Origin of the sequence: Streptomyces sp. NBC_01477 (assembly GCF_036227245.1) — a bacterium.
GTDB lineage: Bacteria > Actinomycetota > Actinomycetes > Streptomycetales > Streptomycetaceae > Actinacidiphila.
Window position 1 is genome coordinate 7949018 of the sequence record NZ_CP109445.1, and the last position, 13964, is coordinate 7962981.

At 71.6% G+C, this 13964-nt stretch carries 9 protein-coding genes and 1 pseudogene; 4 read left to right on the forward strand and 6 right to left on the reverse strand.

Annotated features, from left to right (window positions below; translation table 11 throughout):
* The first annotated feature begins 103 nt into the window (after positions 1 to 103).
* Together OHA86_RS33905 and OHA86_RS33910 are read left to right on the forward strand one after the other, a co-directional pair.
* Complete coding sequence (locus OHA86_RS33905; RefSeq protein ID WP_329181537.1) at positions 104 to 1066, forward strand: SDR family NAD(P)-dependent oxidoreductase; 963 nt, start codon at positions 104 to 106, stop codon at positions 1064 to 1066.
* A 216-nt stretch (positions 1067 to 1282) separates the two neighbouring features.
* Positions 1283 to 2146, forward strand: a complete 864-nt coding sequence (locus tag OHA86_RS33910; RefSeq protein WP_329182659.1) for a DMT family transporter — start codon at positions 1283 to 1285, stop codon at positions 2144 to 2146.
* A 679-nt stretch (positions 2147 to 2825) separates the two neighbouring features.
* Here the strand turns inward: OHA86_RS33910 and OHA86_RS33915 are convergent.
* The 5 genes and pseudogenes from OHA86_RS33915 to OHA86_RS33935 form a co-directional block, all read right to left on the reverse strand.
* Positions 2826 to 3791, reverse strand: a pseudogene (locus OHA86_RS33915) (right-handed parallel beta-helix repeat-containing protein); the annotation flags it as partial.
* A 252-nt stretch (positions 3792 to 4043) separates the two neighbouring features.
* Positions 4044 to 7100 carry an alpha-mannosidase gene (locus tag OHA86_RS33920; protein ID WP_329181538.1) on the reverse strand — a complete coding sequence of 1019 codons (3057 nt, stop codon included), beginning with the start codon at positions 7098 to 7100 and terminating at the stop codon, positions 4044 to 4046.
* Positions 7101 to 7149: 49 nt separating this feature from the next.
* Entirely contained in the window at positions 7150 to 8043 is an 894-nt protein-coding gene (locus OHA86_RS33925) for a carbohydrate ABC transporter permease (RefSeq protein WP_329181539.1), read from the reverse strand.
* Positions 8043 to 8879 (reverse strand): carbohydrate ABC transporter permease, encoded by an 837-nt coding sequence (locus OHA86_RS33930; protein WP_329182660.1) that lies wholly within the window; start codon positions 8877 to 8879, stop codon positions 8043 to 8045. The genes OHA86_RS33925 and OHA86_RS33930 overlap by 1 nt, the downstream gene beginning before the upstream one ends.
* A 62-nt stretch (positions 8880 to 8941) precedes the next feature.
* Entirely contained in the window at positions 8942 to 10324 is a 1383-nt protein-coding gene (locus OHA86_RS33935) for an extracellular solute-binding protein (protein WP_329181541.1), read from the reverse strand.
* A gap of 219 nt (positions 10325 to 10543) precedes the next feature.
* Between OHA86_RS33935 and OHA86_RS33940 the strand changes: the two genes are divergently transcribed.
* Together OHA86_RS33940 and OHA86_RS33945 are read left to right on the forward strand one after the other, a co-directional pair.
* Positions 10544 to 11776, forward strand: coding sequence for an ROK family transcriptional regulator (locus tag OHA86_RS33940; protein ID WP_329181543.1), 1233 nt, complete (start codon positions 10544 to 10546; stop codon positions 11774 to 11776).
* Positions 11777 to 12104: 328 nt separating this feature from the next.
* Positions 12105 to 12278, forward strand: coding sequence for a hypothetical protein (locus OHA86_RS33945; RefSeq protein ID WP_329181545.1), 174 nt, complete (start codon positions 12105 to 12107; stop codon positions 12276 to 12278).
* A 79-nt stretch (positions 12279 to 12357) separates the two neighbouring features.
* Here OHA86_RS33945 and gndA read toward each other — a convergent pair whose 3' ends face one another.
* Positions 12358 to 13857: an NADP-dependent phosphogluconate dehydrogenase gene (gene gndA / locus OHA86_RS33950; RefSeq protein ID WP_329181547.1), complete on the reverse strand. Its 1500-nt coding sequence runs from the start codon at positions 13855 to 13857 to the stop codon at positions 12358 to 12360.
* Between the last annotated feature and the right edge of the window lie 107 nt (positions 13858 to 13964).

Genomic DNA, 13964 nt, shown 5'->3' on the forward strand with positions numbered 1-13964 from the left:
GCTGAGCGTCACCGCCGTGCTGCGGCCGGGCCGCCGGCCCGCCCGGGCACGTCCTGGCGCGCGACTTGCCTTGGAGCGCACTTCAGCTCCTAGCCTCGGTCACATGACTACGCCACAAGAACCGATCGGTTCGGGCTTCGGCGCCCACAGCACCGCGGACGACGTCCTGCGCGGCATCGACCTGACAGGAAAGCTCGCGCTCGTCACCGGTGGCTACTCCGGCATCGGCCTGGAGGCCACCCGGGCGCTGGCCAAGGCCGGCGCCCATGTCGTGGTGCCCGCCCGCCGCCCGGAGACCGCCGCGGAGGCGGTGGCCGGCATCGAGGGCGTCGAGGTCGACCGGCTGGACCTGGCGGACCTCGACAGCGTCCGCGACTTCGCCGACCGCTTCCTCGCCACCGGCCGCGGCATCGACATCGTCATCAACAGCGCCGGCATCATGGCCTGCCCGGAGACCCGGGTCGGCCCCGGCTGGGAGGCGCAGTTCGCCACCAACCACCTCGGCCACTACGCCCTGGTCAACCGGCTCTGGCCGGCGATCGAGCGGGGCGGCGCCCGGGTGGTGGCGGTGTCCTCGGGCGGCCACCACAATTCGCCGATCCGCTGGGACGACGTCCAGTTCGAGCACGGCTACGACAAGTGGGAGGCCTACGGCCAGGCCAAGACCGCCAACGTGCTCTTCGCCCGGCACCTCGACACGCTCGCCAGCGACCGGAACGTACGGGCCTTCTCGCTGCACCCCGGCGGCATCCTCACCCCGCTCCAGCGCCACCTGCCCAAGGCCGAGATGGTCGAGCGCGGCTGGATCGACGAGGACGGAAAGCCGCTGAACCCGTCCGGCTTCAAGTCCACCCAGGAGGGTGCGGCCACCCAGGTCTGGGCGGCGACCTCGCCCGCGCTCGACGGCCTGGGCGGGGTGTACCTGGAGGACTGCGAGGTCGCGGGTCCCGCGTCGCCCGACGGCTCCCGCGGCGGCGTGCGCGACTACGCCGTCGACCCGGAGCAGGCGGCCCGGCTGTGGGCGCTGTCGGCCGAGCTCACCGGCGTCGACGCCCTCGCGGGCTGAACCGGGGCGGACCGGTGCCGAGCGCCCGCCGGGACCGGCCGGGACCCGGCCGGTGGCCCGATCGGGTGAAGGGCGCGCCGGTCGGCCCGGCCGGTGGCCGGTACGGGGGTCCGTGCGGCGGATGCTGGGGCGGACAGATGTCCGCGCCAGGCCGCGGATCCCTTCGCGCCCGGCCGTGCGTGCCGCGCCGGGCCACGACGCCACCGGAGGCCCACCCTGCTGGTGCTCTGCGTGCTCTTCGCGCTCATCGGAGCGGCAAGCAACGCGACCGGGACGGTGCTCCAGCGCAAGGCCACGCTGGCCGTGCCCGCCAAGGACGCGCTGAAGCCGCAGCTGATGATGGACCTGGTCAGGCAGCCGGTGTGGCTGCTGGGCATCTGCGGGGTGGTCGGTGCGGCGCTCTTCCAGGCGCTCGCCCTGGTGATGGGGCCGCTGGCGCTGGCGCAGCCGGTCTTCATCCTGGAACTGCCCTTCGCGCTGCTGATCGCTCTCCCGGTGCTGCACCGCACCCTGCCCAAGTCCGGCTGGATCTCGGTCGGCTGCATGGTCGCCGGCCTGGTGCTCGCGCTCGCCAGCGCCGCACCGGACGGGGGTACCGACCAGGCGCCGATGGCCCGCTGGATCCCGGCGGTGGCGCTGTGCGCGGCGGCGGTCGTCCTCGCGGTCGGCGCGGCCCGGCACCGTCCGGCGGGCGCGGCCCGGGCGGTGCTGCTCGGCTCCGCCGCCGCGGTGGCCAACGCGCTGACCGCCGCCCTGATGAAGTCGTCCGCCAACGCCTTCTCGGCCAGCGGCTTCGGCGCCTTCCTGACCGCCTGGCAGACGTACGGCTTCGCGCTGTGCGGGGTGGCGGCGGTCTTCCTGCTGGAGAACGCCCTGCAGGCCGGCTCCATCGCGGCCTCGCAGCCCGCGCTGACCCTCGGTGACGCGACGGTCAGCCTGCTGCTGGGGATCCTCGTCTACGCCGAGCACATCCGCACCCAGTGGTGGATCGTGCCGGAACTGGCCGGGGTGGCGCTGATCATCGCCGGCACCCTGCATCTGTCGAGGTCGGTGCCGCTGACCGGCGAACTGGGCAGCTGAGCGGCCGGGCGCGCGGGACGGCCGGCGCCCCGCCCCCACGGGGGCGCCGGCCGCCGGTGCGCGGGGGCGGTCAGGGCGTGGTGACCGTGATGTTGGTCAGGCCCTTGCCGCCGGTGGCGGTGTTCGAGGCGTGGACGACGTTGGGGCTGCTGCCGCCGCACTTGCTGCTGCTGTTGTTGGTGACGTCGATGCCGTAGCCGTCGGAGTCGGTGATGGTGAAGGTGTTGTCCGCGAAGGTGTTGCCGCAGCCGTAGGGGGCCTGGGCGGTGTGGGTCTGGAAGCCGTCGAGGACGATGCCCTTGGCCGCGGTGTCCACGGTGAAGCCGGTCAGGTGCCAGTACGGCGCCCCGTTCAGCCACAGCCCGTAGCCGGCCCCGCCGGTCGGGCAGGACGCGGCGGGAGCGGCGGCCTGCTCGTCGGCGGCGTCGGTGCCGGCGTCGGGTCCGGTGTATTCGGAGCTGTGCAGGACGGCCCTGGCGGAGCCGGTCAGGGTGATCGGCTCGGCCGCGGTGCCCTGCGCGCCGGTGGTGAACTTGCCGGTGTACGACCCGTCGGCCAGCGCGATGGTCTCGCCCGGCCGCGCGGCGGCGAGCGCGGCCGTCAGCTCCTCCGCGGTCGACACCTTCACGGTCGAGGCGGGCGAGGTCGGCGGGTCGGTGGGTGAGGTGTCGGAACCGCCCACCGGCACACCCGGGTTGACCAGGCCCTTGCCGCCCTTGACGGTGTTGGAGCCGGCGACGGTGACCGGGCAGCTCGCGGCGTCGTAGTCGGTGACGTCGATGGCGTACTGGTCGGGTCCCGTGGTGCCGGTCAGGTCGGAGACATTGCCGCGGAAGACGGTGCCGCAGCCCCAGCCGCTCTTGACGTCGTGGACCTGGTAGCCGTCGTCGGTGGTGTGCCTGCCGGTGTTGTTCTCGATCGTGTAGTCGTTGCCCTTGACGTCGACCCACGAGTCGTCGAAGTTGTTGCCGGTCAGGCCGTCGCCGTCGAAGGTGTTGCCCGACACCAGTCCGCCGGTGGTGCCTTCCTTGAGGTCGATGTTCTCGGCGCCGATGCCGGGTCCGATGGTGTTGTCGAGGATCTGCACCCGGTCGCTCTTGTCGGAGCCGCCGGCCGTGCCGACGTAGACGCCTTCGCCCATGCCGCTGTTGTCGTTGCCGGTGTCGTAGATCGTGGAGTTCCTGATCACACCGTCCGCGCTGTTCTTGCGGAAGTGCACGCCCTCCATGTCCAGGCCGTGGACGGTGACGCCGTCGATCACCGCGTGGTTGGACGAGTCCAGGACGATGCCCTTCTGACCACCGGTCACCGTCAGGCCGCGCACCTGCCAGTAGTCGGCGCCGTCCAGGTGCAGGCCGTAGCCGCCGCTCGCCTTGAGCACGGCCTTGGCGGAGCCGGTCAGGGTGATCGGCTTGGCCGAGGTGCCGTCCCGGCTGGTGGTGAAGTTGCCGGTGTAGGTGCCGTCCGCCAGCGCGATGGTGTCGCCGGCCGCGGCCGAGGACAGCGCCGTCTTGAGGCCGGCCGCGGTCGTCACGGAGATGGTGGCGGCGGGCGCGGCGCCGGAGGCCGCGGCGCCGGTGGCGATCAGTCCGCCGGCGGCCAGCACCGCGGCCAGCGAGCCGGTGAGCAGAGCCCTTCTGGACATGTGGGGACCTTCCTGAGTGGGGTCAGGGGGTGTACGCGTTCGTCGTTCAGGTGGATGAATCGAGGACGCGATTGTGAACGTCCGGGACACTCGGTGAAGTTAGGTCGACGCCCGGTCGCAGTCAAGGGCTCCTGTGTGAACTTGTCCGGGACCCTGACCCGGGGCGGTGGCGGCTCGTTGAAGGGATGACGCCCGCGGGCACCGCCGGTCCCCTCCGGCCGGCGGTGCCCGCGCGCTGCGCTGCGGCGGCCGTCAGCCGCGTCGCGCGGACAGCCGCAGGGTGAGGATCTGGAACGGCCGCAGCGCCAGCCGCACCCCGGAGCCCGCCACCTCGTGGTCGCCCTCGTCCGGCAGCGGGCGCTCCAGCAGATCGGTCACCACCGCGCCGCCCAGCGCGAAGCCGGGGGTGAGCGTGGCCCGCACCCGGCGGCCGTGCGCCTCGTAGAGCCGTACGACCACGTCGCCCGAGCGGTCGTCGGCCAGCTTGACCGCCGAGACCACCACCCCGTCCTGGTCGACCGCGACCAGCGGCTCCACCACCGCGCTTCCCGGCACGGTCCGCTCGGGCAGGTTCAGGTGGTAGCCCTCGCGGACCGCCTCGGCCGGCTCCACCCCCACCACCAGGGCGTACCGCAGCCGGTGGACGCCCTGGTCGGCCTCGGGGTCGGGGAAGCGGGCCGCCCGCAGCAGCGACAGCCGGACCGTGGTCGTCGTACCGCCGTCGGGGCGTACGTCCCGGGTGATGTCATGGCCGTACGTCGAGTCGTTGACCAGCGCCGCGCCCCAGCCCGGCTCGCCGACGTGCAGGAAGCGGTGCGCGCACACCTCGAACTTGGCCGCGTCCCAGCTGGTGTTGGTGTGCGTCGGCCGCTCCACCTGGCCGAACGGGATCTCCGCGGTCGAGTGCGCGGCCCGTACGTCCAGCGGGAAGGCCGCCTTGAGCAGCTTCTCCCGCTCGTGCCAGTCGACCACGGTGTCCACGTCGAGCCGCCGGGCCCCCTGGTCCAGCGTCAGGGTCTGCTCGATCCGCGACGCCCCGACCGTACGCACCACCCGCACACCGCCGTCCACGACGCCCACCTCGTCGGCCTCGGTGAGGTCGCGCACCGTGTTGCGGTAGAAGGCGTCGATGTCCCAGGCGTCCCACTGGTTGGGGAAGTCCTGGTGCAGCTGGAGCAGATTGCCCGCCGCACCGGGCGCCAGCGCCTCGCGGTCCGCGGTGACGTCGTACGCCGAGGTGACCAGGCCGCGGCCGTCGACCACCACCCGCACCAGGCCGTTGTCCAGCACGAATCCGTCGCCCTCGGCCACTGGCGGGGTACGCCCCGGCGCCCGGGTCCTGGGCGCCGCGCCCAGCGCGGGGACGCCGCCCCTGGCGTGCGGGGCGGCGTTGAAGACTACCTCTCCCTCGCCCCGCGGACCGGCCAGCGCGCGCTGCGCCGCCGCGATCAGCCCCTCCAGCTCGGCTGCCACCTCGCGGTAGGTCTGCTCCGCCTCCCGGTGCACCCAGGCGATCGACGTTCCCGGCAGGATGTCGTGGAACTGATGCAGCAGCACCGTCTTCCACAGCCGGTCGAGCGCCTCGTACGGATAGGCCGCGCCGGTCCTGGAGGCGGCGGTCGCGCACCACAACTCGGCCTCCCGCAGCAGGTGTTCGCTGCGCCGGTTGCCCTGCTTGGTGGCCAGCTGGCTGGTCAGGGTGCCGCGGTGGAACTCCAGGTACAGCTCGCCCACCCACACCGGCGCGTCCGGGTGGTCGGCGAGCGCCTTGGCGAAGAACTCCGCCGGCGCCTCCACCGCGACCCGCGGCGAGCCCTCCAGGTCCGCCAGCCGGTCGGCGCGCGCGATCATCTCCCGGGTCGGACCGCCGCCGCCGTCGCCGTAGCCGAACGGCACCAGCGAGCGGTCGGTGCGCCCCTTGTCCTGGAAGTTCCTTTCGCTGTGCGCCACTTCCGCGCCCGACAGCTCGCTGTTGTAGGTGTCGACCGGCGGGAAGTGGCTGAAGATCCGGGTGCCGTCGATGCCCTCCCACCAGAAGGTGTGGTGCGGGAACTTGTTGGTGGTGTTCCAGGAGATCTTCTGCGTCAGGAACCAGCGCACCCCGGCGAGTTTCATCAGCTGGGGGAGCGCCGCGTTGTAGCCGAAGGTGTCGGGCAGCCACATCTCCTCGGTCTCGACGCCGAATTCTTCCAGGTAGAACCGCTTGCCGTGGACGAACTGGCGCACCAGCGACTCACCGCCGGTGATGTTGGTGTCCGGTTCCACCCACAGACTGCCGGTGGGCAGGAACTGCCCGGTCCCGGCCTTCTCCCGGGCGCGCGCGTACACCTCCGGCCGGTGCTCCTTGAGCCAGGCCAGTTGCTGGGCCTGCGACATCACGAAGCGGAAGCCGGGGTGGTCGTCCATCAGCTGGGTGACGTTGGAGACGGTGCGCGCCACCTTGCGTACCGTCTCGCGCAGCGGCCACAGCCACGCCGAGTCGATGTGGGAGTGGCCGACCGCCGAGATCCGGTGGGCCGCGGGGCTCGCGGGCGCCGCCAGCGCCGGGGCCAGCACCTCGCGCGCGCCTGCTGCGGTGCCGCTGACGTCCTGGAGGTCGATCACATCGAGCGCGCGCTCGATCGTCCGCAGCAACTGCCAGCGCCGGGTGCCCTGCTCCGGCAGCTCGTGCATCAACTGCCCCAGCACGTCCAGGTCCTGCACCAGCTCGAAGACACCCGCGTCGAAGACGGCCAGGTCCATCCGGCGCAGCCGGTAGAGCGGGTCGCGGTCGCCGCCTTCGGCGCCCGCGTCGTGCAGCCAGGCCGCCCGGTCGCCCAGCGGGGTCGGGAAGAAGTTCAGCTGCTCGGGTCCCGAGTGCATGACGACCGGGTTCGCGGCGGCCTCGACGAAATACGTCAGCTGCTCGCCGCCGGCTGCCGCCGCCGTGACCGGGAGGTGGGTGTTGCGCGGGTTGAGCGCCTTCACGGCGGTGCCGTCGGGGCGGTAGACCAGGCCCTCGGCGGAGAAGCCCGGCTCGGTGGTGCCGAAGCCGAGGTCGAGCACCGCCTCGACCGCAAGTCCCGCCCAGTCCTGCGGGATCCGGCCGCTGACCCGGAACCAGCTGGTGGACCAGGCGGGTCCCCAGCGGTCGCCCACCTGGGCCGGGCCGTAGTCGGCGGCGAGTCCGGCGGCGACCGGCACCGGCTCGCCGGGGACGTGCCACACCTCGACGGTGAGCGGTACGCAGCGGGCGTGCACGGCGGGGCGCAGGCGCTGGTCCAGCACGCGGGTGAGCCGCTGTTCTGTGACGGTGGGGTCGTTGTGCATCGCGAAGCCTTCCCCGGGGGTCGGGAGTGTCGGTGGTCGTACGGGACGGTCAGCCCTTGAGCGCGCCGCCGAGGGCGAAGCCGCCGCCGAGCCGGCGGGCGAGGACGAGGTAGAGCATCACCACGGGGATGGAGTAGATGATCGAGAACGCCGACAGCTGCCCGTACTGGGTCTGGTCGTGCGCGCTCAGGAAGGTGAAGACGCTCACCGAGGCCGGCAGCTTCTCCGGCGAGAGCAGCAGGATGAAGGGCACGAAGAAGTTGCCCCACATCCCGATGAAGGTGAAGATCGTCACCACGATGACCCCGGGCCACATCAGCGGCAGCACGATCCGCCACAGCACCTGCATCGCGTTGGCGCCGTCGATCCTGGCCGCCTCCTCCAGCACCAGGGGGACGCCGTCCATGAAGTTCTTCATCAGCCAGATCCCGAACGGCAGCGCCGCCGCGGCCAGGAAGAGCGTCGTGCCCGGCATCGAGTCGATCAGGTTGACCTGCACGAACATGCTGTAGACCGGGATCATGACCGCGGTGATCGGCAGCCCGGTGCTGAACAGGATGGTGTAGAGGAACGGCCGGCGCAGCCGCGACCTGAACCGTGACAGCGGATAGGCGGCCAGGATGGAGCACACCACGCACAGCAGGGTGCCGCCGCCGCACAGCAGCAGGCCGTTGAGCATCGGGCGGTAGGTGGTGTCCTCGTTGAGGATCCGGTGGAAGTTCTCACCGGTCGGTGACGGCACCGACAAGGTGAAGTCGGCGTGCGCGTTGACCGAGGCCAGCACCATCCACACCAGCGGCACCAGATACAGCGCGGAGAAGACCAGCAGGCCGGCGTTGACGGCGATCCGGCTCGCCGCCGCCCGGCCGTGGCGGGTGCGCCCGACCGCCCGGGTGGCCGCCGGCCGGACCCGTACCGTACGGGGGCTGTCGGTGACGGCCATCAGTCCTCCTCGATCTTGAGCATCCGGATGTAGACGACCGAGAAGAGGGCGCCCACCACCAGCAGCACCAGCGCGACGGCCGTGCCGTAGCCGATCAGGCTGCTGGTGAAGGCCTGCTGGTACATGAACACCGGCAGCGTCTCGGTCTTGTTGCCGGGACCGCCGCGGGTCATGGTGTAGATCAGCCCGAAGACCGACAGCGTCTGCAGGGTGATCAGCATCAGATTGGTCATCACCGAGCGGCGGATCACCGGCAGCGTCACCCGCCACAGCCGCTGCCAGGGCCCGGCGCCGTCCACCTCGGCCGCCTCGACCAGTTCCCGCGGCACATCGTTGAGCGCCGCGGAATACACCAGCATCGAAAAGGCGGTGCCGCGCCACACGTTGGCGATGCACACCGCCAGGATCGGCAGGGTGTAGAGCCAGTTCTGCTGCGGCAGGTGGAGCCCGCGCAGGATCGCGTTGAGCGAGCCCTGCTGGAAGAAGAAGGCGTACATCAGGTAGCCCGCCACGACCTCGGGCAGCACCCAGGCGGCGATGACCACCGTGCTGGTGATCGACCGGACGGGCTTGGCCGCCTTCTCCATCAGCACCGCGAGCGCCAGCCCCAGGGTGTTCTGCCCGATCACGGCCGAGCCGACGACGAAGACCAGCGTCAGCTCGACGGCGTTGGTGAAGTCGGAGTCCTTGAACGCCCGGGTGAAGTTGTCGAACCCGATGAAGTGGGTGCCGGACGCACCGGTGAGCTGCATGTCGGTGAACGCGTAGTAGACGCAGTACGCGATCGGCCCGGCCAGGAAGACCGCGAGCAGCAGCACGGCCGGCAGCAGCGGCATGCCGCGCAGCAGACCGCCCGCCGCCCGGCCGCGGCGCGGCCCGGCGGTGGCGGCGGAGGTGGTCACCGGGCGCCCTGGACGGTCTTGTCGCCGCCGACCGCGGTCTTCACATCGCTGTCGAAGGTGCCGGCCGCCTTGTCCACCGAGGCCTGGCCGGTGGTCACCGCCTCCATGGCCTTCTGGATGGCGCTGGAGACCTGGGTGTACGCGGGCAGGCCCGGCCGGTAGTACGTGTCGGGGACCAGCGCGCTGAAGAACTCGTTGGTGGGCAGCGCCTTGAGGTACGCCGGGTCGGTCGCCACATCGGTGCGTACCGCGATGGTGGCGTTGACGCTGTTCCACTGCGCCGAGTTGGCCTTCGACTCCAGGAACTGGGTGAACTTCCAGGCCAGATCGGGATTCTTCGACTTGGCCGGGATCGACCAGGCCCAGCCGCCCGACATGCTGACCTTGCCGCTGCCCTGGCCGTTCTGCGACGGCATCGCGGCCATGCCCATGGTCGTCTCCCACTGCGGCCACGGCTTGGGTCCGGTGCGGATCCAGTTGTTGGGCATCCAGGAACCGTCGATGTCGATCGCCAGCTTGCCCTGCGGGATCATCTCGGTGCCCACCGCCGCCTGGAAGTTGGCGCCCAGCGCCTGCTGCACGGACGGGCCGAGGCCGTCGCTGAACACGGTGTGCACGAAGTCCAGCGCGTCCTTGAAGCCCTTGCTGCCGACCACCCACTTGCGCTGCTTGGTGTCGTACAGCGAGTCGTTGGCCGCCGGGGTGCCGTACAGGAGCATCTCGAAGCCCTGCATCGACGACGCCTCGCCGCCGGCCACACCGGTGTAGACGTTCAGCGGCGTCACCCCGGGGACCTTGGCCTTGACGGTGCGGGCCGCGCTCAGCACATCGGCCCAGGTCTTCGGCTGCCAGGGCACCGCGATGCCGGCCTGCGCGAACAGCTGCTTGTTGTACCAGATGCCGCGAGTGTCGGTGTTGTCGGGAACGCCGTAGGTCTTGCCGTCGTCGGCGTACTTCATCGCGGCCTTGGCGGGCGCCGCGAAGCTGCTCCAGTCCTGCCAGGTGTTCAGATAGCTGTCGAGGGGCTTGAGATAGCCGCCCGCCACATCGGAGTTGATGGTCGCGGTGTCCTCGTAGACCAGGTCGGGCGCGGTCGCGGGGGAGCGCATCATCAGCTGGATCTTGGTGTAGTAGTCGTTCTCGCTCGCGGTCACCGGGACGAGCTTCACCGTGGTGCCGGGGTTGGCCTTCTCGAACTGCTTGACCATCGGGTCGAGGAAGCCGGCCTGGACCTTGTTGTTGTTGTTGAGCTGCTGCTGGTAGACGACCTTGATCGTCTTGCTGGAGCTGCCGGAGCCGGATCCACAGCCTGACAACGTTGCCGCACACACGGTCGTGGCAGCCGCGATGGCGGTCGCCGCGAGAAGTCTCGTTCGCACGTTTGCCTCCGGTGAAGAACCCGAGTCGGCCCGCAACGGTTGCGGGCAACGCAGGGGTTGCCCGGTGGGACGACCCCGAATCAGCAGGGCGCCCGTGCCCTGGCATGTCGGCGAAGCTAAATCCAATGGATTGAGTAAGTCAACGGATGTGACATGTAAACTTCGCCGCTAGTCGAGTCGGGTGGGCGCGCCGGGGGCCGGAGGAGGAGGCGTGGACGGGTGACACAGGGAACCAACCTCCCGCGGGTCGGGGGCTACAACCAGGCGGTCGTGCTGGACGCGATACGGACCGCGGGGCCGGTGAGCCGGGTGGAACTCGCCCCGCTCACCGGCCTGACCAGCCAGACCGTCTCCAACGTGGTGCGCAGGCTGCTGGATGCGGGCCTGGTGTCCGAATCCGGCTACGCCCCCTCCAGCGGCGGCAAGCGCCGCACCCTGCTGTCGCCGCGCGCCGACGGCGCCTACGCGGTGGGCGTACAGCTCGACCCGGACGCGGCCGTGATCGTGGTCGTCGACCTCGCGGGCGAGGTCCTGGCCAGCCGCCGGGTCGAACTCCCCGACGGCGCCACCCCTGCCGACCTGGTCGGCAGGATCGCCGCCGCCGCGCAGCGGCTCACCGCCAGGACCCGCATCGACCCGGCCCGACTGCTCGGCACCGGTATCGCCGCGCCCGGCCCGATCGACGGACCGGCCGGCGCTGTCGTGTCACCGCCGAATTTCGCCGGCTGGGGGCGGGTGCCGCTGCTGGAGATGTTCGAGACCGCCACCGGTATGCCGGTCGCCATGGACAACGACGCCACCGCCGCGGCCATAGGAGAGCGCTGGATAGGCGGCAAGGAGCGGGCCGGCAGCTTCCTGTTCATCTACCTGGGCACCGGTGTCGGGGCAGGCATCATCCTCAACAACACGGTGCTGCACGGTGATTCGGGGAACGCCGGCGAATTCGGCCATATCGCCGTCGACGCGGACGGCACCACCTGCGACTGCGGCAGCACGAACTGCGTCGGGCCGTACGTCAGCCCCGCGGGCGTCATCGGCGACCTCTTCGACCGGCACGGAGCCGCTGCCGCCGGGCGCATCGGGCTGACGGGTGCGGCGGACGGTGTCCACCGGGACTGGAAGACCCTGCGCCAGGCGGTCCGGCGCGGCGACCCGGCCGCGCTCGACGTCGTCCACCGCGCAGGGCGCCGCTTCGGCCAGGCCGCGCGGGGCGCGGTCGCGCTGCTCGACGTCAGCCGGATCGTCCTCGGCGGTGAGGCGGTGCGCGGCATCGAGCCGATCATCTGCGAGGAGATCGACGCGGCGGTCAACGCGACGTCCGTGGCGCGGGTCATCCGACGGATCGCCGTCGAGCGCAGCGTGATCGGCGAGGCGGTGGGTGCGGTGGGTGCGGCGTCCCTCGTCCTGCACGGGAATTACGCGCCGGGGTGGCGCATGCTGACCCAGCCGTAGGCCGGCCTTCGGGGGTGAGGGGTGCCGCCTCCCGGCTCGCGGCTCCCGGTCCGACGGCGAGGAGAAGCCCCGCGCCTGTGCGCAGACCCCCATCCCGGTGTACTTGCTGATCGACGGGGACGCGTGCGAACGCTGGTCCACAGCGAGCCCGACGATGGTGCCTACAGCATGATCATCCGGCGCCCCTTCGGAAAGACGATCTCCTTGCCCGCTCCTGTGGGTATCACCCTGGACACCGAGCCGCTGAAGGACTGGGTGCGCTGACGCGGTGATCGGCCGACGGGCCGCGGCCTTCCGCGAAACTGGCGGGCGGAGACCGCCGTACTGAATGCCCGGCGGCCCCGCCGCAACGGCCCTGCTGGGCACGGGATCGGCGGGGGCCGCGCAGGCGAGCGGTGTGCTCCCGGCCGGCTCTCCTCCGGTGTGGCCCGTGGTGGTACTCGCCCTCGGCTCCATGGCCTACGACCTCGGCGTCCGTGCGCCGGTCCGCCGGCGGCACTGACGCAGCGGTGGACCCGGAGGCGTTCCGGGCCCACCGGCTCACCGCATGGTGCGGCGCGCACCCCCGGCAGGGGCGGGGGTCAGGACGGGGAGACCTCGGGGCGGGACGGCTCGGCCCAGAGCGTGTGGAAAGTGCCCGGGCGGTCGGCGCGGCGGTAGGTGTGGGCGCCGAAGTAGTCCCGCTGGCCCTGGATGAGCGCGGCCGGGAGGCGGTCGGCGCGCAGGCTGTCGTAGTAGGCGAGCGCGGCGGCGAAGCCCGGCGTGGGGATGCCCAGCTCGGCGGCCGTACTGACCACCCGGCGCCACGCGCTCTGCGCGCCCCGCAGCGACTCCTCGAAGTGCTCGTCGATGAGCAGCGTCGCCAGATCCGCCTTGGCGTCGAACGCGGCCCTGATGCGGTCGAGGAAGGCCGCCCTGATGATGCACCCGGCCCGCCAGATCGCCGCGACGCGGCCCTGGTCGATGTCCCAGCCGTACTCGGCGCTGCCCGCGGCGATCTGGTGGAAGCCCTGCGCGTAGGCGACGATCTTCGACGCGTACAGCGCCTGCTCGACGTCGTCGGCGAAGCGGTCGTAGGCCGCGCTGTCCAGCAGCGTCGGCGTCGGCCCCGGCAGGTCGCGCGCGGCCTCGCGCAGGTCGGCGTGGCCGGAGACGGACCGGGCGAAGACCGCCTCGGCGATACCGCTGACCGGCACCCCGAGGTCGAGCGCGGTCTGTACGGTCCAGCGCCCGGTGCCCTTCTGCTCGGCCTGGTCCAGCACGATGTCCACGAACGGCTTGCCGGTGTCGGCGTCGGTGTGCGCCAGCACCTGCGCGGTGATCTCGATGAGATACGAGTCCAGCCGCCCCTGGTTCCAGCCGCGGAAGACCTCCGCGATCTTCTCGGGCGGCAGGTCGAGCGCGTGCCGCAGCAGGTCGTAGGACTCCGCGATGAGCTGCATGTCGGCGTATTCGATGCCGTTGTGCACCATCTTCACGAAGTGCCCGGCGCCGTCGGGGCCGAGGTGGGCCACGCACGGCGAGCCGTCGTCGGCCTTGGCCGCGATGGCCTCCAGCATCGGCGCGAGCGCCTCGTAGGACTCGGCGGAGCCGCCGGGCATGATGCTCGGGCCGTGCAGCGCGCCCTCCTCGCCGCCGGACACACCGCTGCCGACGAAGTGGATGCCGCGCTCGCGCAGCTCCTTCTCCCGGCGCCGGGTGTCGGCGAAGTGCGCGTTGCCCGCGTCCACGATGATGTCGCCGGACTCCAGCAGCGGCGCGAATTCCGCGATCACCGCGTCGGTCGGGTCGCCGGCCTTGACCATGACGACGATCCGCCGGGGCCGTTCGAGCGAGGCGACGAAGTCCTCGGCGCTCTCGGCCGGTACGAAGGTGCCCTCGTCCCCGAACTCCTCGACCAGCGCGCGGGTCCGGGCGGCGGTGCGGTTGTGGACCGCGGTGACGTAGCCGTGCCGGGCCAGGTTGCGGGCGAGGTTGCGGCCCATCACGGCCAGGCCCGTCACCCCGATCTGCGCCGTGCCGGGCGGCGTTCCGCCGCTCGGTCCTTTGCTGTTCTGCGCCGCCTGATCGCTGGAGGCCATGGGTTCACCCTTTGTCGTGTCGCCGGATGCCGTGCTGCGGTGCTACGGACTGTCCCTGCTGTCCCTGCCCGCGATTATGGCCGACAAATCACCCTAAAACGGAAAGG

Bases quoted from the DNA above. Each gene is read 5' to 3' on its own strand.
- OHA86_RS33920 (WP_329181538.1), bottom strand. From the start codon at position 7,100: ATGCACAACGACCCCACCGTCACAGAACAGCGGCTCACCCGCGTGCTG.
- OHA86_RS33925 (WP_329181539.1), bottom strand. From the start codon at position 8,043: ATGGCCGTCACCGACAGCCCCCGTACGGTACGGGTCCGGCCGGCGGCC.
- OHA86_RS33905 (WP_329181537.1), top strand. From the start codon at position 104: ATGACTACGCCACAAGAACCGATCGGTTCGGGCTTCGGCGCCCACAGC.
- gndA (WP_329181547.1), bottom strand. From the start codon at position 13,857: ATGGCCTCCAGCGATCAGGCGGCGCAGAACAGCAAAGGACCGAGCGGC.
- OHA86_RS33945 (WP_329181545.1), top strand. From the start codon at position 12,105: ATGCCCGGCGGCCCCGCCGCAACGGCCCTGCTGGGCACGGGATCGGCG.
- OHA86_RS33930 (WP_329182660.1), bottom strand. From the start codon at position 8,879: ATGCCGCTGCTGCCGGCCGTGCTGCTGCTCGCGGTCTTCCTGGCCGGG.